Annotated in this window: 25 protein-coding genes; 11 read left to right on the top strand and 14 right to left on the bottom strand. The window is 55.9% G+C overall.

All coding sequences use genetic code 11. The features are described 5' to 3' along the window. Positions 1-20: 20 nt before the first annotated feature. From tcuB to ACR0CG_RS08910, 3 genes are read right to left on the bottom strand one after another with little or no spacing between them, the layout of a single operon-like run. Positions 21-1,088 carry a tricarballylate utilization 4Fe-4S protein TcuB gene (tcuB, locus tag ACR0CG_RS08920; RefSeq protein WP_480524222.1) on the bottom strand — a complete coding sequence of 356 codons (1,068 nt, stop codon included), beginning with the start codon at positions 1,086-1,088 and terminating at the stop codon, positions 21-23. After that, positions 1,078-2,472, bottom strand: a complete 1,395-nt coding sequence (gene tcuA, locus ACR0CG_RS08915; protein WP_480524220.1) for an FAD-dependent tricarballylate dehydrogenase TcuA — start codon at positions 2,470-2,472, stop codon at positions 1,078-1,080. Before tcuA ends, tcuB begins: the two co-directional genes overlap by 11 nt. A gap of 11 nt (positions 2,473-2,483) precedes the next feature. After that, positions 2,484-3,164, bottom strand: a complete 681-nt coding sequence (locus tag ACR0CG_RS08910) for a GntR family transcriptional regulator (RefSeq protein WP_480524219.1) — start codon at positions 3,162-3,164, stop codon at positions 2,484-2,486. Between the two features lie 122 nt (positions 3,165-3,286). Here ACR0CG_RS08910 and ACR0CG_RS08905 point away from each other — a divergent pair, with 122 nt between their 5' ends. Then, complete coding sequence (locus ACR0CG_RS08905; RefSeq protein ID WP_480524218.1) at positions 3,287-4,306, top strand: AbrB family transcriptional regulator; 1,020 nt, start codon at positions 3,287-3,289, stop codon at positions 4,304-4,306. Here ACR0CG_RS08905 and ACR0CG_RS08900 read toward each other — a convergent pair. Both ACR0CG_RS08900 and ACR0CG_RS08895 read right to left on the bottom strand, forming a co-directional pair. Further along, complete coding sequence (locus ACR0CG_RS08900) at positions 4,275-4,817, bottom strand: NAD(P)-dependent oxidoreductase (RefSeq protein WP_480524435.1); 543 nt, start codon at positions 4,815-4,817, stop codon at positions 4,275-4,277. The two genes, ACR0CG_RS08905 and ACR0CG_RS08900, sit on opposite strands and share 32 nt — an antisense overlap. Before the next feature lie 3 nt (positions 4,818-4,820). After that, positions 4,821-4,982: a hypothetical protein gene (locus ACR0CG_RS08895; protein ID WP_480524216.1), complete on the bottom strand. Its 162-nt coding sequence runs from the start codon at positions 4,980-4,982 to the stop codon at positions 4,821-4,823. 30 nt (positions 4,983-5,012) lie between these two features. Between ACR0CG_RS08895 and ACR0CG_RS08890 the strand changes: the two genes are divergently transcribed. Then, positions 5,013-5,198, top strand: coding sequence for a sensor histidine kinase (locus ACR0CG_RS08890; protein WP_480524214.1), 186 nt, complete (start codon positions 5,013-5,015; stop codon positions 5,196-5,198). A 184-nt stretch (positions 5,199-5,382) separates the two neighbouring features. Here the strand turns inward: ACR0CG_RS08890 and ACR0CG_RS08885 are convergent, their stop codons facing one another. Beyond that, positions 5,383-6,228: a LysR family transcriptional regulator gene (locus ACR0CG_RS08885; RefSeq protein ID WP_480524212.1), complete on the bottom strand. Its 846-nt coding sequence runs from the start codon at positions 6,226-6,228 to the stop codon at positions 5,383-5,385. 86 nt (positions 6,229-6,314) lie between these two features. Between ACR0CG_RS08885 and ACR0CG_RS08880 the strand changes: the two genes are divergently transcribed. The 3 genes from ACR0CG_RS08880 to ACR0CG_RS08870 all read left to right on the top strand — a co-directional run bounded on the left by ACR0CG_RS08880 (position 6,315) and on the right by ACR0CG_RS08870 (position 8,747). Continuing rightward, positions 6,315-6,782 carry a cytochrome c gene (locus ACR0CG_RS08880; protein WP_170807858.1) on the top strand — a complete coding sequence of 156 codons (468 nt, stop codon included), beginning with the start codon at positions 6,315-6,317 and terminating at the stop codon, positions 6,780-6,782. 13 nt (positions 6,783-6,795) lie between these two features. Next, on the top strand, positions 6,796-7,704 hold the full coding sequence (locus ACR0CG_RS08875) for a c-type cytochrome (protein WP_480524210.1): 909 nt from the start codon (positions 6,796-6,798) through the stop codon (positions 7,702-7,704). Positions 7,705-7,910: 206 nt separating this feature from the next. Beyond that, complete coding sequence (locus ACR0CG_RS08870) at positions 7,911-8,747, top strand: hypothetical protein (protein ID WP_480524208.1); 837 nt, start codon at positions 7,911-7,913, stop codon at positions 8,745-8,747. Between the two features lie 75 nt (positions 8,748-8,822). Here ACR0CG_RS08870 and ACR0CG_RS08865 read toward each other — a convergent pair whose 3' ends face one another. From ACR0CG_RS08865 to ACR0CG_RS08855, 3 genes are all read right to left on the bottom strand, one after another. Beyond that, positions 8,823-9,470 (bottom strand): response regulator, encoded by a 648-nt coding sequence (locus ACR0CG_RS08865; protein ID WP_480524206.1) that lies wholly within the window; start codon positions 9,468-9,470, stop codon positions 8,823-8,825. Next, on the bottom strand, positions 9,467-10,792 hold the full coding sequence (locus tag ACR0CG_RS08860) for a sensor histidine kinase (protein WP_480524204.1): 1,326 nt from the start codon (positions 10,790-10,792) through the stop codon (positions 9,467-9,469). The genes ACR0CG_RS08865 and ACR0CG_RS08860 overlap by 4 nt, the downstream gene beginning before the upstream one ends. A 181-nt stretch (positions 10,793-10,973) precedes the next feature. Then, complete coding sequence (locus tag ACR0CG_RS08855; protein WP_480524202.1) at positions 10,974-11,372, bottom strand: MerR family transcriptional regulator; 399 nt, start codon at positions 11,370-11,372, stop codon at positions 10,974-10,976. A 99-nt stretch (positions 11,373-11,471) separates the two neighbouring features. Between ACR0CG_RS08855 and ACR0CG_RS08850 the strand changes: the two genes are divergently transcribed. After that, positions 11,472-11,795: a hypothetical protein gene (locus ACR0CG_RS08850; RefSeq protein ID WP_480524200.1), complete on the top strand. Its 324-nt coding sequence runs from the start codon at positions 11,472-11,474 to the stop codon at positions 11,793-11,795. 4 nt (positions 11,796-11,799) lie between these two features. After that, positions 11,800-12,018, top strand: a complete 219-nt coding sequence (locus ACR0CG_RS08845) for a GDCCVxC domain-containing (seleno)protein (RefSeq protein ID WP_480442187.1) — start codon at positions 11,800-11,802, stop codon at positions 12,016-12,018. A gap of 69 nt (positions 12,019-12,087) precedes the next feature. Here ACR0CG_RS08845 and ACR0CG_RS08840 read toward each other — a convergent pair whose 3' ends face one another. The 4 genes from ACR0CG_RS08840 to ACR0CG_RS08825 all read right to left on the bottom strand — a co-directional run bounded on the left by ACR0CG_RS08840 (position 12,088) and on the right by ACR0CG_RS08825 (position 16,293). Then, positions 12,088-13,125 carry a glutathione S-transferase C-terminal domain-containing protein gene (locus ACR0CG_RS08840; RefSeq protein ID WP_480524198.1) on the bottom strand — a complete coding sequence of 346 codons (1,038 nt, stop codon included), beginning with the start codon at positions 13,123-13,125 and terminating at the stop codon, positions 12,088-12,090. A 10-nt stretch (positions 13,126-13,135) separates the two neighbouring features. Beyond that, positions 13,136-13,702, bottom strand: a complete 567-nt coding sequence (locus ACR0CG_RS08835; protein WP_480524196.1) for a hemerythrin domain-containing protein — start codon at positions 13,700-13,702, stop codon at positions 13,136-13,138. Between the two features lie 74 nt (positions 13,703-13,776). Beyond that, positions 13,777-15,309 carry a glutamate synthase-related protein gene (locus ACR0CG_RS08830; protein ID WP_480524194.1) on the bottom strand — a complete coding sequence of 511 codons (1,533 nt, stop codon included), beginning with the start codon at positions 15,307-15,309 and terminating at the stop codon, positions 13,777-13,779. Positions 15,310-15,312: 3 nt separating this feature from the next. After that, positions 15,313-16,293: a glutathione S-transferase family protein gene (locus ACR0CG_RS08825; RefSeq protein ID WP_480524192.1), complete on the bottom strand. Its 981-nt coding sequence runs from the start codon at positions 16,291-16,293 to the stop codon at positions 15,313-15,315. Positions 16,294-16,438: 145 nt separating this feature from the next. On the opposite strand from ACR0CG_RS08825, the gene ACR0CG_RS08820 reads away from it, so the two are divergent. After that, a complete protein-coding gene (locus ACR0CG_RS08820) occupies positions 16,439-17,347 on the top strand; it encodes a LysR family transcriptional regulator (RefSeq protein ID WP_480524433.1) in 909 nt (302 codons plus the stop codon). A 290-nt stretch (positions 17,348-17,637) separates the two neighbouring features. Here the strand turns inward: ACR0CG_RS08820 and ACR0CG_RS08815 are convergent, their stop codons facing one another. Further along, positions 17,638-18,531, bottom strand: a complete 894-nt coding sequence (locus tag ACR0CG_RS08815) for a LysR family transcriptional regulator (RefSeq protein ID WP_170614835.1) — start codon at positions 18,529-18,531, stop codon at positions 17,638-17,640. A gap of 156 nt (positions 18,532-18,687) precedes the next feature. On the opposite strand from ACR0CG_RS08815, the gene ACR0CG_RS08810 reads away from it, so the two are divergent. From ACR0CG_RS08810 to ACR0CG_RS08800, 3 genes are all read left to right on the top strand, one after another. Further along, positions 18,688-19,098: a GFA family protein gene (locus ACR0CG_RS08810; protein ID WP_480524189.1), complete on the top strand. Its 411-nt coding sequence runs from the start codon at positions 18,688-18,690 to the stop codon at positions 19,096-19,098. A 33-nt stretch (positions 19,099-19,131) separates the two neighbouring features. Then, a complete protein-coding gene (locus tag ACR0CG_RS08805; RefSeq protein WP_170614837.1) occupies positions 19,132-19,338 on the top strand; it encodes a DUF1059 domain-containing protein in 207 nt (68 codons plus the stop codon). A 561-nt stretch (positions 19,339-19,899) separates the two neighbouring features. Then, a complete protein-coding gene (locus ACR0CG_RS08800; RefSeq protein ID WP_480524188.1) occupies positions 19,900-21,666 on the top strand; it encodes an adenylate/guanylate cyclase domain-containing protein in 1,767 nt (588 codons plus the stop codon). Positions 21,667-21,759 lie beyond the last annotated feature (93 nt).

Here is a 21,759-nt window from a genome sequence, read left to right as displayed (position 1 = left end):
CAGCGGCTGGTGCGAACCATTTATGTGCCGCGCTTCCTCTGTGCATCTCTGATAAGTGCGGCGAGGCGATAGAACCCATGTGCCATCTTGGTATAGGGCATCAGCAGGAAGAAGGTCAGAACCGACCCCAGATGGATGGCCAGAAGTGCGGGCATCACTGTGGTCGAGCCGAGCACGTAAAGGACAAGGCCGCTGAGGCCAACAAACCCCAGCAACAGGATAAAGCCCATTTCTCCGCCCCACGCGGAGGTGTCGCCAAGGTCACGATCGGATTTCTGCTTCAACATGACCATGCCGCCACAGCCGATGGTCAACAGGATACCGCCTGAGACGCCAAGCAGCTTGGGTAATGACCAGAATCCGTAGGGTGCATGCAGGCCAAAGCCGTAATGCATCACTGTCGCAACCGAGGTTGAGGCAAAGCAAAGCAGGAACCCATACATGATCGCCTGATGCACGTGTCGGCGGGCCTGGCTGAACCGGTCTTCATCTTCGAAATTGCAGCCTTCGCCGTGGCCGGCGGCAAGATCCTGCATCGTTCCGGCGCGTTTGAACGCTGCCGTCAGATCGGCCCATTGGATCGGTTTTCCGTCAACCGCACGCCAATAGCGGCGCAAGCTGATGGCGATGCTGAACAGCGGCAGCAGGAAGGCGGGCATAAAGATCGCCACCATCGCTTTGTGGGAAAGAGCCGCATAGAAACCGTCGCCGCCAGAAGACCCGATTGCCCGGACCGCCCAAAACAGCGCGGCAAAACCGAGGACCAGCGCAAGCACAATTGCCCCTCCTTGGGTGTGGAAGCGACGCGCCAAAGGCTGGGGCCAGGCGAAGCTTTCCCAACTGTCACGGCGCACCTCGGCCAAAGCAGCAGGCAGGTTCAGATCAAACTCGTGCGGGGCGGTGTACTGGCAGGCATAATAGCAACCCCTGCAATTGTGACAGAGGTTGGCGAGTTGGGTGATGTCGCCATCCGAGAACGCGCGCTCGGCGTGCAATGACGGGAAAACCGAGCAGTAACCCTCGCAATACCGGCAGGCATTGCAAATCTCGGCCTGACGGCGGGCATCCTGTATCAGTTCAGTTTGCATGAGCGGCGGCCTCACGTCCTGCTATGCGTCCGAACACCGTTCCAATGGTCATGCCGAACCCGGCCAGATACCCCTGCCCCAGGATCGATCCCGCCATGGTTTCTCCGGCCGCCCAAAGGTTCCTGATCTTGCCGTTAGGGGTTGAACACTGTGCCGTCTCGTCGACCTTGAGCCCCAGATAGGTGAAGGTCACACCGGTGCGCAGCGAGTAGCCATAGAACGGCGGTTCCGAGATTGGGCGGGCCCAGTTTGTCTTTGGTGGTGTCAGGCCGGATGTGGAAACTCCGTCCAGCTCGGTTGGATGGAAGCCGCTGCCGTCGCCACAGGCGGCATTGAATTCGGCGACCGTTGCCTTCAGCTTTCCGGCAGGCAAGTCCATTATGTCGGCCAGTTCATCCAGAGTATCAGCCTGAAGCGGCGGGAAAACAGACGGCATGAACAGGTTCAGCGATTTGGCGTCGATGATCACGTAGCCCACCTGTTCCGGCTGGGCCGCCACCAGACGACCCCAGATCGCGTAGCGCTTGGGCCAGACATCCTCGCCCTCGTCATAGAACCGCTCGGCGTTCTTGTTCACGACGATGGAGAACGGCACGCAGTCAAGACGGGTGACAATGCCACCGTCAAACTTGGGCGCGCGTCCGTCGATCGCAACGGCGTGGCATTGGGTCGGGTCGCCGACGCTATCGACACCCTGATCCAGCAGATCGGCCAGCACCACACCGCGGTTATAGGGCGTACCACGGATCAGGAAGTTTTGCGCCGCCGGTCCCCAGGCACGGGTCAGCCAATCGGTGTCGGCCTGAAACCCGCCCGAGGCAACAATGATCGCCTTCGGTGCGATGCGGTGGGACTGCCCCTCGCAGGTATAGTCGACCCATTCGACCCTGTCGCTATTCAGTTCCAGATGGGTGACGGCAGCCTCGTACAACACTTCAACGCCCAGCCCTGCCGCAGTCCTGTAATACGCATTGACCAGGGACTTGCCACCACCCATGAAAAACGCATTGGTTCGCGCCAGCGACAGGGTCCCCGAAAGCGACGGCTGGAACCGGACCCCGTGTTCTTCCATCCAAGGCAGGCATTCCTCGGAAGTGCGGATCGCCAGCCGTGCGAGACGCTCGTCAGTTTGTCCGTCGGTCACCTTCAAAAGATCGGACAGGTATTCGTCCTCGCCATACGCTTCGACAAGCGGACCCAGAGGGCCCGAATGCATACAGCGAAAGTTGCGGGTGTGACGCGAGTTTCCACCGCGATAGGGTTTCGGCGCTGCCTCCAGGATCAGAACACGGGCTCCCGCCTCAGCTGCCGTCATCGCGGCGCAGAGGGCGGCATTTCCCCCGCCGATCACTGCAATATCATAAGCTTCGGTCTGAGGGGCCATTTCCGGTTGTCCTATTGGCCTTGATCGCTGGTGCGATCTCGTTCCTGCAATGCGCGAATGCGCATGCGTTGCGCAGCCTGGATATGCGCTCGCATTTCCGTCTCGGCCGCCGCCCCGTCACGTGTTTTGAGGGCGGCCATGATACGGCGATGTTCGGCCACGGCAGCCTCAGCCCGATCGCTGTCCAGCAGTTGCGATGGGCCAAGGATCAACAAAGCCTTTTGCAAGGACAGCATGGATTTTGCCAGAAACCGGTTCTTGGCCGCATCCAGTAGCGTTGCGTGAAAAATCCGGTTGATCCTCGCCGCATCCGGACCTGTTCCCGCCTCGGCCAGACGCTCATTCAAAACCTCAAGCTCGTCCAGTTCCACGTCCGACGCGGCCCGCGCAGCAAGGCGCGCTGCAGTGCCTTCAAGCACGGCGCGCATCTCGTACAGTTCCATGACCTCGGCGTAATCCAGGCTGCGGACCGTCGCGCCCAATCGCGGGACATGCGTGACCAACCCGTCGGCCTCAAGCTGACGGATGGCTTCGCGGACCGGCGTTCGGCTGACGCCAAGCCGATCGGACAGCTCAATCTCCCGCAGTCGGTCACCAGGCAACAACGACCCTTCGCGGATCTCGTCCAGCAATCTCTGATAGGCAGAGCTGCCTTGCGGGCCGGGCAGTAATGGGTCGTCCTGAATAGTCATAACACTCACACTTGCATATTGCGTCCATTTGTATACATTTGGATACATAGCGAGTCAACAGCGTCGGAAACCAACCTTTGTCCACCCCAGGAAACCAGACTTCGCTGTTCGTGAAGCGGTCGATGACCCTTGGCCTCGCGCTGTTCGGCACCGCGATCTTTTGGGCGCTGGACCTGCCGCTGCCGTTTTTGTTCGGCCCAATGACCGCTTGCCTGATTGCGGCACTGGCCCACGCACCAATGGAAGGGTTTGGTCAGGTTTCTGTCGCAGCCCGGACCATTCTGGGTGTCGCTGTTGGTGCCTCGATCACGCCTGCCCTGTTCGCCGAACTGCCCAAGATGGCGGCATCGATCATGCTAATCCCCTTCTTCATCATTCTGATCGCGCTGGTCGGGGTTCCGTTCTTTCGCAAAGTGTGGGGGTTCGATGAGAAAACCGCATTCTACGCCGCAATGCCGGGCGGATTGCAGGATATGATCATCTTCGGGACCGAAGCCGGCGCCGATCCACGCACCCTGTCGCTGATTCACGGTACACGCGTTCTGATTATTGTTACTTTGGCACCGCTGTTTCTGACAGTGTTCTACGATGCTGAACTGACCAACCCCATCGGGCAGCCCGCAAGCAATCTGCCGGTGCACGAAATTCTGCTCATGGTTCTGGCCGCCTTGGTCGGCTGGAAAGGCGGAGAGCGAATTGGCCTGTTCGGCGCATCCATCCTCGGGCCGATGATCCTGACCGCTGCTCTGTCCTTGGGGGATTTCATCCACTCCCGTCCTCCGCGTGAAGCTATTCTGGCTGCGCAGTTCTTCATAGGGTGCGGGATCGGAGTGAAATTCGTTGGCGTCACATGGGGCGAATTGCGCCGCGTCGTTGCCGCCGGCGTTGCCTATGTCGTTGTTCTTGCAATCTTGGCTGCGGGTTTTACGGCTGTTGTCACCACACTCGGGCTGGGTCACCCTGTCGAGGCGTTCCTTGCTTTTGCACCCGGAGGTCAGGCCGAGATGACTGTGCTGGCCATTGTTTCAGGCGCGGATTTGGGATTCGTGATCACTCATCACCTGACGCGGATTGTGCTGGTTATCATTGGCGCGCCCATCGCGGCCAATCTTATTTTGCGCTGGTCCAGACCTCGGGATTGATCATATGGATCGGAGCGCCTTCGGCAAAGGCGTTCACCTGATCAAAGATATCCGCAAATTGCAGGTCAAACTCATCTTCGGTCACCAAACCGATATGCGGCGTTGCGATCAGGTTGGGATGCGACAGCAACGGGTCGTCAGGATCGGTCAGCGGTTCGGTGTCAAACACGTCAATTGCCGCATTTCCGGGGCGGCCGTTATTGAGCGCTTGTAACAGCGCGCCGGGTTCGATCAGACCGGCCCGCGACGTGTTCACAAACAGCGAACCGGGCTTCATCGCCTGTAAGTCGGCTGCCGTGATGATACCGCGGGTGTCCGGTTTCAGGCGCACATGGATCGAAACGACATCGCTGCCGGAAAAAAACGCCTGTCGGCTGGATGCGACCGCCGCACCATCGGCGGCTGCGCGGGCGCGGCCATCTTCAGACGACCACCAAACAACGCTCATGCCAAACGCCTCGGCATAGCCCGCAACGGCCCGGGCAATACGCCCATAGCCATAAAGGCCCAGTTGTCACCCGCGCAGTGTCTTGCCGACCCCGGATTGCCAGCGCCCTGCCTTGACCGATTCCATTTGCGCCGGCAGGTTCCGCATTCCGGCCATGGTCAGCGCCCAGGTCAGTTCAGCAGCAGCGTAAGACGGCGTGCCCGCGTGCATGTTCGAACAGAGCAGCACTATGTTGTCAGTACATGCCTGAACGTCCACATGCGGATAGACCCCGACCAAAGCGAAGCAGCTTTTGGGCGATTTTCACAACTGGAGCACTCCGAAGGCAGCGGGCTGGGCCTGTCCATCGTTGCCGCCGTCGCACAGCGTCACGGTGGGCAGGTTTCAATCAACAAAGCCGCGCGTGGCGCAAGTCTTACGCTCGAGTTTCCTTGTGTTCCGTAAACTCTGACCGGGTTTCAACGTTGCCCACCCTGCCCATCTAACTGGTCCATTTCATCACCGGGCATGGTTCTATCGAGATGATGATTTAAGGCACAGACGCGTGTTGGCCCCGCGTAAACGCGGTAGTTCTTAGTATGGCTGTTCTACCGAAAAGATGGCCGCAGTACTTCTTTTCGGTATGATGTCAACGTGCCAGTGCTTTGGGTAACCGTCCAGCCAACGCCCGCTGAACGACGGCAAACCTCGGGGTGTGCGCGATTTCCTCAAGTGTCGCGACCCAGAGCGGAACCTCAAAATCCGGAACCGCGTCGTCCGACTTGCGAAGCCGGGCGTCCGCGTCGCCAATGAATGTGGGCAGAAAGGTCTTGCCCACGCCCGAAGCCGCCATCTGCTGGAGGACCAGAAAACTGTCTGCTCCGTTGGTTATATCGTCAGCATTCACGTGTTCCGCCATCCAGTTAGCCGGGAGAGAGCGGCTTAATGCGCCATCAAGCCTCATCCATTTTTGATCTGGGGAACCATCATCATAAACTCCGAACGACAATGTACCCGAGCGTTCCCCAACCAGACCTTCCCCAAGCTGAACCGACGGCCGTACTGCGATATCTGCAGTCAACCGGGGCAGATCATGGTGGCTGTTTCCACTCAACAAAGTCAGTTCCAAGCCGGGGTAAAGATTTGAAATATCAGTCAGTATTTTTGGCAGCACAAGCTGGCAGAGGCTGTCAGTGGATGCAATGCGCACGCGACCGACAGGGGACCGGTTTGCACCCACAATTGCCCGCTCCACCGAAAGGACCGCGTCTTCAACGCCTTCCATGGCAGAAAGAACTGCTCGGGCCTCGGGGAGCGCGCAATATCCCGACGGGCTTTTCTGAAAGATAGTGCAGCCATTTCGCTGTTCGAACGCGGCCACTCTGCGCAGGACCGTTGCATGTGTGACACCCAAGGCAGACGCCGCTGCATTCAACGATCCGTATTTGGTGACGGCAAGCGCGTATCGGATATCATCCCAATTGTCGTTGTTCATAAATTAACAGGGGACGACGAATAACAAACAATTACAAGAAAATTCGTTCAAGCTAACATTCGGTGTATTCAACAGGGAGAAATACCATGAAGAAGAAAATTACGATTTTCGCGGCAGGTCTTTTGTCGGTAGCCGCAATAGGAACAGCCATCGCCCAGGAAAGTCAGAACCCGGCTGTAAAAGCTCGGACCTCAATCATGAAGCTTTATGCCTTTAATCTGGAAACACTCGGCGGAATGATAAAGGGAGAGGTGGAATACGATGCCGAGGCGGCAACTCGGGCTGCCAACAATATTGTCGTTCTGACGCAGATCGATCAATCCGCAATGTGGCCGGCTGGTTCCGACAATGCGTCCGACCCAGCCACCCGTGCCCTGCCCGCCATCTGGGAGAACTTTCCCGACGTCGGAACAAAGGTGCAGGCTGTGGCTGACGCCGCCGTTGCGATGCAGGCTGCGGCAGGACAAGATGTAGAAGCCGTGAAAGCGGCGATGGGACAATTGGGCGGAGCCTGTACGGCATGTCACAAGGCATACAGAGCGCCAGAAAACTGATGAGGCACTGAAGGTGCGGAGTTTCTTGCGATTGGCCGCTGGTGTCGTGATTTTAGTCGGGTTGGCTGGTGTACTGCTGACCCGACCGCAAAGAGTGGATCCGGCGCAACTGAATGATGTCACCGCCGATCTCGTCAGAGGTGAGGCTGTTTTCTATGCAGGCGGATGTGCATCCTGTCACGCGGCGCCGGATGCCACCGGAGAGGAGAAGCTTAAACTCGCCGGAGGGCGTCGGTTTGAAACGGGTTTTGGCACATTCATAGCCCCCAACATTTCCAGTGATCGGGAAGCCGGAATTGGGTCCTGGTCTGCGCTGGATCTGGCCAACGCCCTGCTTCATGGCACGGGTCCCGAGGGGCAACATTATTACCCGGCTTTTCCTTATACGTCTTATGCCAACATGACCTTGGAGGATGTTGCGTCTCTCCATGCCTTCCTCGGCACCCTGCCAGCTGTCGCCGTGGAAAGTAACGCGCATGAGGTCGGCTTTCCATTCAGCATTCGACGCGGGCTGGGGGGATGGAAGCTTTTGTACCTGAAGCCAGGTTGGGTGGTTGAAGGCGACCTGACGGACCAACAAGCCCGAGGCCGATATCTGGTCGAGGCGTTAGGACACTGCGCTGAATGCCACACACCGCGAAATTCCTTCGGTGGTCTGCAACGTGATCTGTGGCTGGCAGGCGCGCCAAACCCAAGCGGCAAGGGTCGCATCCCCGGCCTGACCGCCGACCAGCTTGATTGGTCTGAAGCTGACATAGCGGAATACCTGAGATCCGGTTTCACACCGGACTATGACAGCGCGGGTGGTGAAATGGCGGAGGTCATCGAGAACACATCACAGCTTACAGATGACGACCGCTTGGCGATTGCCGCCTATCTCAAAGCCGTTTCCCTGCCGTCCGCTGCGCCTGTGCCGGAGTAACTGCCGTTCGAGGAAATGGGTCTTTGGTATCGGGAAACCGCCCCTGTGATGCGCCCCGAAACTGACGGTGGTTCAAAAGGCCACAGGATCTTGGCTAAGACGTTCGGCTTGAAAATCGTCAGACCTAAGCCCGATGTGGGAAGGCCCGACCAAGGGTAGCCTGTCTTCAGTATCAAAAAACGCGTCAAACGGCATTGGAGGCGGATATGAAAGCCCAAAAAAAGTTAGGTCAACTTCTAAGCACAGTGGCATTGGCTTCGTTGATTGCAGCGACGCCTTACGTGCCAAAGTTTGACGCAGACGGTCGCCTTCAGTTTGAACCGGTCTACGCGTTCGCCAAAAGCGGCAAGGGCAAAGACGGGGATGATCGCGACGATGACCGGGACGACAACTCGGGATCGGGAAACAGCGGCCGTGGTGGTGACCGCGACGATGGTCGCGACGACGACCGAGATGATGATCGCGACAATGACAGGGATGACGATCGTGACGACGACCGGGATGATGATCGTGACGACAATTCAGGATCGGGCAAAAGCGGTCGTGATGATGATGATGACGACGATGATGACTCAAAGCGCTCCAACAGGGGCAGCGGTAAAAAGGATCGGTCTCAGACCGGCGGCAGACCAACAGGTTCGGCCGGGATAACGAAGGTTGAGACAAATGCGAGCGGCATCGAAGTTCGTTACGCCGACGGAACCAAGGAAGAGATCGAAAACGGTCGCTATGAAAGAAAGAATGCGCAAAACCGAACCGTCGAGGAGCGTCCCGCGACTGGTGCCGACGTCTCACGACTGCGGTCTTTGGCGAACGGCATCTCAATCAACAACGTACGCTCAAGTGGCCAAGGCGGCGCATCTGGCAGTCGCCCCACGAAAATTGAACGCCAAGGCGACAACATCGAAGTGAACTACGCCAATGGGTGGAAAGAAGAGATCGAGTTTGGGCGCTATGAACTGAAAGATCCGTTCAACCGGACTGTTGTTGAAAGAAACGCAACCGCCTCGGATCGACGCAGATTGCAGGCAATCGCAAATTAAACGGCGCTCCTGGCAGAAGTACCCCAGGCGGTCTCTCATAAGCAGAGACCGCCTTATTCATCGAAGACACGGCGATTAGTCTCCTCTGTTCCAAGCATCGTGCGCTATCAAAGCGGCCTCCACCCGATTTCGCGCGTGAAGCTTGGACAAGATCGCCGTCATGTAATGCTTCACGGTTTTCTCCTGAAGACCCAGCCCTACGGCGATTTCCCTGTTGCTCAACCCCTTGGCCACATGGCGCAGGATTTCCTCCTCGCGATGCGTGAGATCATTCAGGATGTCTCTGTTTTTGCGGGCACCGTTTTCGCTGTTGATCTTAAGCAGCACGCGTGAGGCCAGACCCGGCGAGACAAACCCTTCGCCCGCAGCAATGCTGCGCAGAGAAGCTGTCAGCTCGCTCGCTGTCACGCCCTTGACAATGTACCCTATGGCTCCGGCTTCCAGTGCATCCGCAATGTCACTGCTGTTTTCCGAGACCGTCAGGATCGCAATGAAGGGTGGGTTTGTCATTGCCGCAATCATGCGTGTTGCGCTTATCCCGCCTCCCGGCATCGAGAGGTCAAGAATGGCGATGTCTGGCTGATGCAATCCGACGAGCGCTATCGCCTCTTCCGAACTTGAACCGGCGGCGAGAACCTCGAACCCGTCGGCCTCATCCAAGGTACGCTGCAGGCCGTCCCTGAAAATCGGATGATCATCCGCTATAACGACAGATGTGGTCATAATGCACTCATCTTTCTGGGAAATAATGTCATTGCTATTGTGGTGCCGTTGCCGGGGCGCGACGATACACTGAACCTGCCACCAATGCTCTCGACCCGATCTCGCAGGCCCAATAATCCCTGCCCTCCATCGTCGCGCAAAACGGTTTCGTCCGAAGTGTCAAAACCGGGTCCGTCGTCGCTGACCTGAATGACGATGCGGTCACTTTGCACTTCACTGGTGACGGTGCATCGCGAACCCGGGGCATATCTTGCTGCATTGGAGAGCGTTTCCTGCAAAAACCGAAAAACACACAACTTGTCCGACAGTGACAATTCCGGCGACTGGCGACCCTGAAACGAAATCTCCGGCCGCAGCGGGCTGTGTTCCGAGTGATCTTCAACGGCCCTCTTCACGACATCGATGAGAGCAAGATTGTCGATGTCCGGAGCCGACAGCCCCCGCGACAATGCACGAATTTCTGCAAGGGACTTCTGCAAGGATTGATGAATTTCTTCGGCCTCTTTGGGCTTGGCAGACCCTTCGGGAAACGCTGCTTCCAATCGAAGGGCAGCCAGAGACAGGTACTGAGCGGGACCATCATGCAGTTCGGCACCAAGCTTCTTGAGAAACCGATCCGTCTGCGTGGCATATCTTTCCGACGCTTCGACGACACGTGACCGCAACTGGGCGTTCTGCTCGGCCATCTGTTCGCTTTCTGCAAGGCGCTTTTCCAGAAGACGCCCCTGTCGCTGAATTGTGTTGTCACCAATTGCAACAATCGAAAACAACACGATCGTGCTGGCCACAAATGCCGAGCCGACAACCAACCAGCTTGTTCTTCTTGCCTTGGCAAGGTCCAGTTCCAGTTGATCAGCCCTTTCGTAGAACTCCGCAACCGCAATGATTTCACCGGACCAAAGCTCGCGAATGGGGCTGTACACTTCAAGTAAAGGTATCCCAAGGGCCGCTTCGGCGGCGCTTTCGGCATGATCAAGCTCTTCAAAAGAGCCGGAGATTTTTCCGCCCCAAGCTTGCTTCAGATCGTCGGTCAGGCTGAACCGGCTGCCAATTATCGCAGTATCCGAGGCGTGGGCGATGACACCTCCTTGTTTCCAGAATTTGTAGGAAATAACGCGGTCGCGCATTGGCTGGGTCATGAATATCTCGTCCAGTGCCCGGCTTGCCTGCTCCGAAATTCGGTCGCCGTGCGCCAATTCCTGACTGAGGGGGGAAACGATGCTTTCCATATAAAGCGCGGCAGAGTTGGCGGAATTCTGGACGACAGCATTCTGAATTCGATTTGACACCCAGACCCCAACTATCGCGGTCGCAGTGCCCATCACAGCAATGCTGGCCGCAAGAAAAACTCGCGACAGCGACCAATTGCCAATTGTCAGGTCAGCTATTTTTCCTCTCATTGTGAAATCGACTATGAACTACAATCTCTTACCGCACCACAGACCTTGGTCTGACGTGAAATGTCGGCTACTCGAAACCCAGGTTCTGACCCAGAAGCCCACGTCAGGTGTCTTCCATCTTTCTCAGTCTTTGCAGCATCGGGCAGTGAACGTTGCCACTATCACAATTGGCTGTAAGCTCTTTCAAGGCGCGCTCCAGGCGTTTGAGTTCATCAGTCTTGCTACGAACACTGACAATGTGAGCCTCGGCTAATTCTTTGACTGATCGGCAGTCATCGGTACTTCCCTCTGACAGTTCCAAAAGCGCCTTGGCGTCTGAAAGCGGAAACCCCAGGTCACGGCACTTCTTCAGAAAGCGAAGTCTTCCGACATCGTTCGCTGAATAGAGGCGGCGATTGTTCAGAGCTCGCGCGGGTCTTGGTACGATACCTTCGCGTTCGTAATAGCGGATGGTTTCTATTCTGACACCGCTTTGCCGGGAAGCCTCTCCTATCGCAATCATGTGAATTGACCCCTCTTGATCCTGTAGTCGCTACAGGAGTTATACAATCTGACAGTTGGTGCCTCAACTCGATCAAATTGAATACCCACGGAGTGAAACATGAAGAAATACGTGATCCTAAGCTACCTTGGATCGGCTTCTGCTCTGGGCGTCGCAACATGCTGTGTTCTTCCAATGGCCGTGATGTTGCTGGGCTTGGGAGGCAGCTGGTTGGCGGTATTCGGAAAAATTGCTGCGGGAAGTTATTACGTTCTCGCCATCTCAACAGCGCTGGTCGCGATTGGGTGGTTTCTATCTCATCGAAACAGGGCCTTGGGGCAGTTGAAGTGGTGGCTAGCAGGAAGCTCGTTGATCACCGCACTGGCATGGGTCATCGTGTTCAAAGAGGCTCAGATCAACGACTATCTAATCATGAAGATGTGAGACAATGACGAAACAAACCGTGGTGCTCGACAGTACTCTGACTTGCCCTGAATGTGGGCACGTCGAAACCGAGAAAATGCCAACAGACTCCTGCCAGTGGTTCTATGAATGCAAGTCATGCAAGGCCGTTTTGAAGCCGCTGGAGGGCGATTGCTGTGTATTCTGCTCTTACGCGACGGTCCCATGTCCGCCAATCCAGTTGGGGGATGACTGCTGCAGTTAGTATCGCATATGGGGCGGCAACTCTGGGTCAGTCGATGTTGAAACGTTGCATGCGCGCCCAAAATGAAGATCACTTCGCATGGCGATGGTCCGCTAGTTCCGGATGTTTGTAGGCCTCGGGGTATGTCATTGGTTTCGTGGGGCCAAGGGGTACAACACCATTCCAGCTTCGACCAAAATACCCTTGGCGGCAGTGTTCAATTGAACCGCTGTTTTCCACGCCCGGCACGGAATGCGCGCGGCAAAGCCAGCGCCATAGGTTCGGGTAGTCAAGGATCTTGGCACCGTTGAGCTTCATACGCAGGTAATAGACCGGGTCGTGTCGATACAGCGTCGGAAACAGGCGAAGGTCTGCTTCGGTGAAATGATCGCCCGTCAGAAACATGCGACCGTCGCTGGCAAGGCGTGTGTCAAGCTGTGACAGAGTGTCAAAATAGGCGGTGAAAGCCGCCGCATATACGCTTTGATCAGACGAAAATCCGGCTTTGTAGGCACCGTTGTTGATATTGACGTAAACCAGTTCGTTCAGCTCGTCGATTTCTGTCCGAATGGCCGGATCATCCGGGTAAAGAACTGGCCGTTCATCGTTGCCACGCGAACTGCCCAGTTCGACCGCATTGCGATCCAGCATGCGAATGATCTCGGCGCTTTCGTTGTTGACGATGCGCTTTGACTTTTTATCGTACAGGATTGGAACCGATTTTTCTTCAGAACTTTCTGCCCGATATATGTCGCGCACCAGCCTGAAACCCTGGCCAGTGCCGGTCTCGGCGGTGCATTCCGGAAGTGCTGTCCCGGTCAGCGAAGCCACCAGGTCGGGTGCGAATTGCCAGTGGTTCGGGCCTTCAGGGTCTTCTTCGTCTGTTCGGTTGGGAAACATCACATCCATCGAAATACTGCCCTGCAGGCCCAACACGTTGCGGGCCAGTGTAACCCGGTGGCACCACGGGCAGTTGAGCGCGACAAACAGGTGATACCTGCCCGGTTCTGCGGGAAAATCAGTATCGCCGATGGCATGCCGGAAACCGCTGACGCCGCGCACGAATTCCCCTCGGGCGCGGCGCAGTTCGGCATTTGACTGGTCTTCCTGTTTAGAACGGTCCGTCATTGTTCAAGCTTCACCCTCTCAGACGGTGGTGCAGAATGATAGGCACCGCAAGCTCTTCTTCATCACTTAGATGGCGTTTCAGAAAGGCCTCGATCACTTCCGACGTATCGCGCAGCGCTCCGACCTCTGAACGTGCCTGGGCCTCATCCAGATGGATCAGCTTGATCGCCCGATTGGCTGTTCGGGTGTATTGATCAAGGACCAGATCAAGATCAGCATGATCCTTTTCCAATACCTCCAGGCCCGCATCAAAGCGGGGGTCCGCCGCAGAGAGTTCGGGAAAATAACTGCGATCTTCCCAGCCGTGATGGCCGCGCAGATTGCCGACAAGCGCGTTGCCATAATAGGACAAACGGGCGGCGTACGCGTCGGGTGACACCGTTCGGTCCAGAAAATGCTCGGCATCGGTCCGAACCAATTCGGCAAGACGGCGAAACATCTGATGGGCGCCCAGCCAGTGGCGCGTTTTCTCTTTGAAGCCGGGATGGGAGTCCCAACTGTCGCGCGGATATGTCTCGAGCAAGATCTGCATCTCGCCCGGCATGTTTTCGGTTCGGATATAGTGGTTATCAAGCATGAGCTTACTCCTTTCCGCAAGGATGTGTGGCCCAAATGTTCCGACCGTTAGACCCACGGCTGCACAGCCGCTGTCTATGTCCGCACACCGGCAAAGCGAATTCCGCTCAAATCCGAGACACTGCGTTTCCATGTCGTGATATCGCGCAGACTGAAATCGCTCAGCGATGGGTGACCGCAGGCTCTTGCCAATACTTGCATCAGTTCGACACTCGCACCGAAGTAGCGCGCAAGCCTCTCCGCGCTGACTTGTACATCCAGCCTTTTCCGCAGCTCGGGTTTCTGCGTCGCTACACCAACCGGGCAATTGTTGGAATTACACATGCGAGCCGCAATACAGCCAACGGCCTGCATGGCCGAATTGCTGACCGCAATTACATCAGCGCCCAAAGCCATTGCCTTGGTGAAATCCTCGGCCACGCGCAGCCCGCCGGTGACAACCAGTGTAACTTCGTGGCCTGTTTTTTGATCCAGATGCGCCCGGGCACGTGCAAGCGCCGGGATCGTGGGTACCGAAATATGATCACGGAAAATCAGCGGAGCGGCGCCAGTGCCACCGCCCCGACCATCCAGAATGATGTAATCGGCGCTGGCCGCCAGCGCAAAGTCGATGTCGTCCTCGATGTGATTTGCGGACAATTTAAAGCCAATCGGAATACCGCCAGAGCGTTCCCGCACCTCATCCGCCAGTTTGCGGAAGTCTTCCGGGCCTTCCAGATCTGGGAAGGTCGCAGGCGAAATCGCGTTTTGGCCCGGCTCCAGCCCGCGCACCTCGGCAATTTTTCCCTGCACCTTTTCGCCAGGCAGGTGGCCACCGGTCCCGGTTTTCGCGCCCTGTCCCCCTTTGAAATGGAAGGCTTGTACGCGTTCCACCAACTCCGGCCGCCAGCCAAACCTGGCCGAGGCGAGTTCGTAGAAGTAGCGAGAGTTTTCCGCCTGCTCTTCCGGCAACATGCCACCCTCTCCGGAACAGATGCCGGTCCCGGCCAGTTCGGCGCCACGTGCCAATGCGGTCTTTGCCTCCTCAGACAGGGCCCCAAAGCTCATGTCGGAGACAAATAGCGGGATATCCAGTTTCAGCGGCTTGGTGGCCCGTGGGCCGATTGTGACCGAGGTCGATACCAAGGCGCCATCCAGCAGTGGCTTTCGCGCCATCTGCGCGGGCAGAATCTGGATGTCGTCCCAATGCGGCAAATCTTTGCGCGGCACGCCCATGGCGCCCATTTCCCCGTGGTGACCCAACTTGGAAAGGCCGTCCCTTGCCAGTTCATGAATGCGGGCAACCGTTGGCTCTTCGGGGGTCGGCGTCGCCTTGGGCACATCGCTCACCGGTTCGGGTGCCGGGTCGCCCTCGGACAGGTCACCCAGTCTGGTGTGGCTGCTGTCGCAGAACGGAGCATTGGCGCTGGCTTTACAGCGGCACAAAACAGCCGGGCCGTCCTTTTCTGCCATGAACTTCAGCGGGGCAATCCCGGTTCCGGTGTGGCTGCCGTTGCAGAAGGGCTGTTTTTGCGAGCGCCCGCACCGGCACCAGAAATAGGTTTTACCTTTCTCAAGCTCGACACGTTCCGGGGTCTTAGCGGCGATGATGGGTGGTGTGGTTGTCATGTCTTAATCCAATCTGTCGCGATCATGGGGTAAGGAGTAGTCGATACAGGGACCTATCGGGATGACCCGCGACGGGTTCACCGTTTCATGACTGGCATAATAGTGGTCCTTGATATGCGCCATGTTGACGGTCGCTGCGACGCCGGGCTGTTGGTACAGATCCCGTACATATTCCGACAGATTAGGATAATCCGCGATCCGGCGGATATTGCATTTGAAATGACCCACATAAACCGGGTCAAAACGCACAAGCGTCGTGAACAGGCGCCAGTCTGCCTCGGTAGTCTTGTTTCCGGTCAGGTAACGCTGTTTGCCCAAACGCTCGTCCAGCCAGTCCAGGGTTTCGAACAAAGGGACGACCGCCTCTTCATAGGCATCTTGCGTGGTGGCAAATCCCGCCTTGTAGACCCCGTTGTTCACGGTGTCGTAAATCCGGTCATTCAGGGCATCAATCTCGGGGCGCAGCTCCTTTGGATAGTAGTCCCCCGGCTTTGCTCCGATCCCGTCGAACGCCGTGTTGAACATCCGGATTATTTCGGGGGACTCGTTCGAAACAATGGTCTTGGTCTTTTTGTCCCAGAGAACCGGTACTGTCACCCGCCCGGAATAGTCCGGTTTTGCAGCGGTATAGACCTGGTGCAGAAAATCTGCGCCGTTGATTGTATCCGGCACGGCACCTGGACCGGGTCGAAGTGTCCAACCGTTCTCTGCCATGTACCAATGCACGACCGAGATCGAGATCATTTTCTCCAGTCCCTTGAGTGTGCGAAAGATCAGCGTTCTGTGCGCCCAAGGACACGCCAGAGAAACATAAAGATGGTAACGCCCGGCTTCGGCCTTGAACCCGCCTTCGCCGCTTGGTCCGGGCGCGCCGTCTGCTGTGACCCAATTCCTGAACTGTGGTGCCCGCCGCACGAACCGACCTGCGGTATCCGAGGTGTTGTACCATTGATTTACCCAGCGTCCTTCTTGCAGAAGTCCCATGAGCTGTCCTTTCCAAGCCGCAAACCGTGCCACGTGTTAAGACGTGCCGCATCGTTTCGCTTCAGACTAACTGGTTCATTTTTTCAACCCAGAGACTAATATTAGCCCACCTTGTTCTAATTTGGAGAACGATGCCGTGGGCCAGATGGAAGACATGCGACTGTTCGTTGCAGTCATAGAAGCGGGCAGCATAACGCGGGCTGCCCAGAGCCTTGGAATTGCAAAATCCGCTGTCAGCCGAAGGGTTTCTCTACTGGAGGGTCGCTATGAAACTGTTCTGATCGACCGGCAGCGTGGAAACTGGGAAATAACCGAGACCGGTCGCGAACTGTTTCAGAGAGCAACCCGACTGGTACAGGATATGGATGAAATCACGGATGATTTCACAAGCACTTCCGCCGTGGTCGAAGGACCGTTAAGTGTAAGTGTTCCGCTGGAGTTTGGTGTTTCATTCCTTCAGCCCGCACTTTTTGACTTTAAGCGGAAATACCCGCAAATCCGGCTCACCGTAAACTTCGACGAACGCCAGGTGGATCTGTCCCGAGAGAATTTCGATCTGGCTATCCGGATAACGAACGAACCCGAGGCCAAGCTACTCGCAACGCGTGTCGGCTCTGTTTGGCATGGACTGTTTTGCAGTCGAGGGTATCTGGAGACTCATCCTGCCCCAAAAGAACTGCGAAATCTCCATGACCATCAGTTGTTGTTCTTTGGATCAGCCCACCGCGCAACATGGGAGTTTCTTTCAACACCCGGAAAGACGGAAATCTTTGAGTTCCAACCATACCTCAACTCCAACAGCGGGACGTTCTTGCTGAACGCCATGAAGCAAGGATTAGGAATAGCCCGCCTTCCCAATTTCATCCTTGGACATCTGCAACACTCTGACGACATTGTTCAGGTCCTACCTGAAGTAAAAATCGAAAACTGGGGCATTTTTCTGGTGCATGCTGAAAACAGACGTATGAACCGCCGCATGAGGTTATTTACCGAAGCCATCAAAACCTTCTGCGCCCGGTCACAAAAAAGCATCCAGGTGTCTGACACCGCATAATAAGGTGGCCGCAATATTACTGGCTCTCCATTGTGAATTCCCGCTTCAACAGTGTGATCGTGGCTTGGAGTGAGAAACCCAAATGCGCTGGACACGACAGTTTCTTTCAAGCCGCACACATGAAGTTGCGACAGCTTACTCCCGGATGATGCCTGAATCACAATTCAGGAATGTGGACCTGATCCTAATACTCTTGGTCCTAGTCGGATATACGCGGCGGGCGCGGAACTTTCCAAAAGGGCTAAAACGACCAGCTTCGGCAAGCATTTGGTTTCTTTTGGCACTTCCCGCTAAACACCCGCCTCTGTTGACACGACTTCTGACTTCGATCGGAGCCACTTGAGAAACAGCATTACCTCAGGTCGATGATGATCCGGCAGAGTGTGGATGTAGTAGACGCCAAATAATGGCTCAGAAAACAACTCCACCATTCTGCCTGCCTGAAGATCATCCTGAAAAAAAGCACGCGCTGTGTAGGCAATGCCGTCGCCCCTACGAACGGCAGCCATGATCAGGTTACCCGGCATGTGATTGACTGAGAGAGGCTGCTCTGGAACGACACCGTGGAAGGTAAACCAGTCGCTCGCTTCGTTTGTTCCCAATTCTTGCAACCACAGAAACTGCGTTAATGATTCCGGACTGTTCAGGTCCTTACCTTCAACCAATTCCGGCGTGGCGACGACAATCATGTCAGAAATCAGAACCGGGTCTTCATCCGGCCTTGGCCTACGTTTGTCATGATATCGAATTGCTATGTCGATCCCACCCGGACGAGGTTCAACCAACTGTGACGTTGGATTAAGCATAAGTGTAATTTCCGGGTGTGCGCGTTGAAATTCAGCCATACGCGGAAGTAACCACTCCACGGCGAAGGCTGGTGACATCGTGACCTGTACTGGCCGGTTTGTTGCTGCCTCTGTTACGCGCTCCACGCCTCGGCCAACAATTTCAAAGCCTATACTGAGCTCACGAGCCAAACGTTCCCCCTGAGAGGTCAACGAAATACCTCGGCCACGTTTTTCAACCAAAGGTATGCCCAGGTGCTTTTCCAGGGACTTTACCTGCTGACTGACTGCAGCTTGCGTTACGTTCAAGCATTCTGCGGCCAAGGTGTAGCTGCCCACTTCTGCCACGGCAGAAAAGGCGCGGAGGGCGTTCAAAGACGGCAGGTTCAACCAATTCATATGATAGTTTTTCTAATATATGGGCAGAACAATTGACTCGCATAACGGCGACGAATTGGCAATGCTTGGGTGAAGACAGTCGAACTCGATCACGCCGACTTGGCGAAAAAAACTATCGTCCGTGTCGCCAACTCTCGAACAAAGGGAGCTATCCAAATGCAAGGTTTTGAAGGTGGTTGCTACTGCGGTGCAGTTCGTTACCGGATTAACACGGCCCCAGTCTGGTCTGGCCATTGCCATTGCAGATCATGTCAAATGGCACTTGGCGGGGCTTTTGTCACTTGGGCAAAAGTGGCGTCCGAGGATTTTGCTGTAACAAAGGGCGAAATCCGAACAGTTCAAAAAACACCAGGTGTCACGCGCGGCTTTTGCCCGCAGTGCGGCACCACTCTGACCTATGCAGCCGAGGGGGAGATCGAAGGTCAGGACTGGAGTAAGGACGCTTGGTTTGCCGCTTCCACCTTGGACGATCCATCCGCTGCAGAGCCCAAGGCCCATATTTTCGTTTCTCACAAACAACCGTGGATCAAGCTCAATGACGGCCTTCCTAAGTTTGAGGAGTTTTAGACGAACCGCGGAGTTACACTGGAGGAAAACACAATGAGTACTGCTTTTTCGTACGCCTGCAAAGACTGCGACGGCATGGAAACCTGCCCCGGCAAGGTCGTGGCTTCTACAGAAGATGAAGTATGGAAATTGATGGAACTTCACGCGGTGATCGCGCACGGAGAAGATCCGAGCACTTGGGATGCTGAGACACGCGATTATCTAGGCAAGCTGATAAAAACTCACGACTTCGGCAAATAGTTCGCATTCAGCGAAGTGTTGGGATCAGTACGGGTCCACCCCAGCCCGAATACTTGCCAAAGAACCTTCGTCCCAATTCCGAGTTCACTGGAATGTTAATGGTAGCGGTTCACTTGCTGCTGCATCTGGGTGCAAAGACGCAGGATACGAACCAATGGGCGAACGAAACCTGCTGTGTGTGCGGTCTGTGCAAACGTGGCGTTTGAGGTCTGACGAAGCATATCGATCTCCTGTGTCTGACCTTACGTTAACCGCCATCACAGGAGAGGTCTGTGAACTAGGACACAGACGTTTGCCAATCGCCTTGGAGGCCACCGACGCAGCGTGATTGGTATGCAAAGCGAGGCTCAACGAAGTCGAACAGCCAGATCCTTTGCGGAGGCTTTTTCAAAGCTTGCCTATAAGCTGGAAGCAACAAGTTTTGCCATTGGCCTTCAATCCGCTTGCTGTCGCTTTGGCATTCAGCATTCTTTCTGATTTTCCTCCGGTCCCCACTGGGAACAATCGATTTAAGTCTTTCAAAATGATATACTGCTAAAGCTTGTTAGCCGGGAGATCAGAATGGAACGGCGTCTTGCCACAGTGCTTGCGACGGACGTTGTCGGATACTCCGCGTTGATGCAACGCTCTGAAGCGGACACAGTTAAGCGCCTTAAGCGATTGCGGGATATCGTCAGCGATTTGGCGGAGCGTCATGGTGCTCGGGTCATAAGCTGGGCTGGTGATGGAGCGTTGGCGGAGTTCACCAGTCCGGTTTCAGCGGTCCGAGGGGCCTTTGAATTGCAGCGTGAACTATCGGCCCCTCATAACGCACAGGAAATCGGCCTCCAGTTGCGGATCGGCATACATCTTGCCGATGTGATTGTTGATGGGAAAGATCTTCTGGGAGACGGTGTGAATATCGCCGCCCGCATTCAGGCAGAGGCCCAGCCGGGCGGAGTTCTGGTTTCAAGCGCAGTATTCGAACAAGCCAAACGTGGGGCGCAGGTGCGGTTCATGCCCATGGGTCACCGGCGTTTCAAAAATATTGAAGATGCAATCGAACTTTATGCGATTGAGGGAGACCTCGGACTGCACAGTTGCATGCTTACGAAAGGCTTGCCTCAATCACAGGCTGCCAAGCCTCAGCAACGTGATAACGGTGTTATTGTTCTTCCCTTCCAGAACCGCAATATCGATCCAGAGCAGCAGTACTTTGCGGAAGGTTTTACAGAAGACGTTATCACAGAGCTTTCCCGCTTCACCGAGTTGTTCGTGATTTCACGAAATGCCAGCTTCTCGTTGGAAGGACGCGATTGCGCGCCAGAATCGATATGTAACGAAACGGGTGTTCGGTATGCGGTTGAGGGGGGCGTAAGGGTTTTGGGAAACCGCGTGAGGATTTCCGCGCATCTTTTTGATGCGGCTCGTGGTGCGCAGGTTTGGTCCGAAAACTACGACTGCGACGTGCACGAATTGTTCGATGTTCAGGACGATATGGTTGCCAAAATCTCGGCCGCCGTCGCGGGTCGCGTCGAGCGGCAAGCGGAAAAATCTGCCCGGGAAAAACCTACGGAAGATATGGCCGCTTACGATTGCCTAAAACGAGGGCTTCACCATCACCGCATTGGCGGGGTCACACGCGAGAATGCCGAAGCCGCCATAAAATGGTTGAATAGAGCCTTGGAAAAAGACCCCGCGTTCGGTCGCGCTCAGGCATGGCTGGCCTGCGCTGTAGCAACACGGGACGAATGGCTTGGGATAAAGGACGAAGACCGCTACTGGGAAATGGGGCGGCGCGCTTTGGAATTGGACTGTAATGACGCTGAAGTGCATCGGATCATGGGGTCACTGTCCCTGTACAAAGAGGACTTTGACAATGCGCTTTATCATTACACGCGCGCGCTCGAGATTACGCCAAACCACGCGTACATAGTGGCGCACGCGGGCAATGTTCACAATTATCTGGGCGACGGAGAAAAGGGTTTGGTCTTCCAAAGGCGCGCCGAAGCTCTTGACCCGTTCCTTCCAGAGTATTGCCGGGAAGTGGGCGTCATTGCGCACTATGTCTTGGGGGACTGGGAAGCTTGTTTTCAGGCAGCAACAGCATTCCCGCGACGGACCCGGCGCGCAGCCGCATATCGAGCCGCAGCTGCCCTGCATTTGGGCGACCCGGAGCGGTTGAATCGCGCTATTCGACGATTGGCCACGATTGATCCGGAATTCGATATAGAAGGGTTTCTTTCTGTCGAACGCTTCCAAGACAAGCGGCGCAATGAGCAGCTTCGGGAAGAGATGTACCAGGTGCTGACCATCATGAACAACGGTCTCTTGCGTGCGGTCGTGTGACGAACTTTCGAAACGCAGCAAGTTCTTACTTGCAAACCCGCCGCACATGCAAACACACGAGATGTGTCGAACCCTCTTATTCATCAGAACGCC

Source organism: Ruegeria sp. AB8, assembly GCF_056542605.1.
This window is presented reverse-complemented; position numbering and strand designations above follow the sequence as displayed.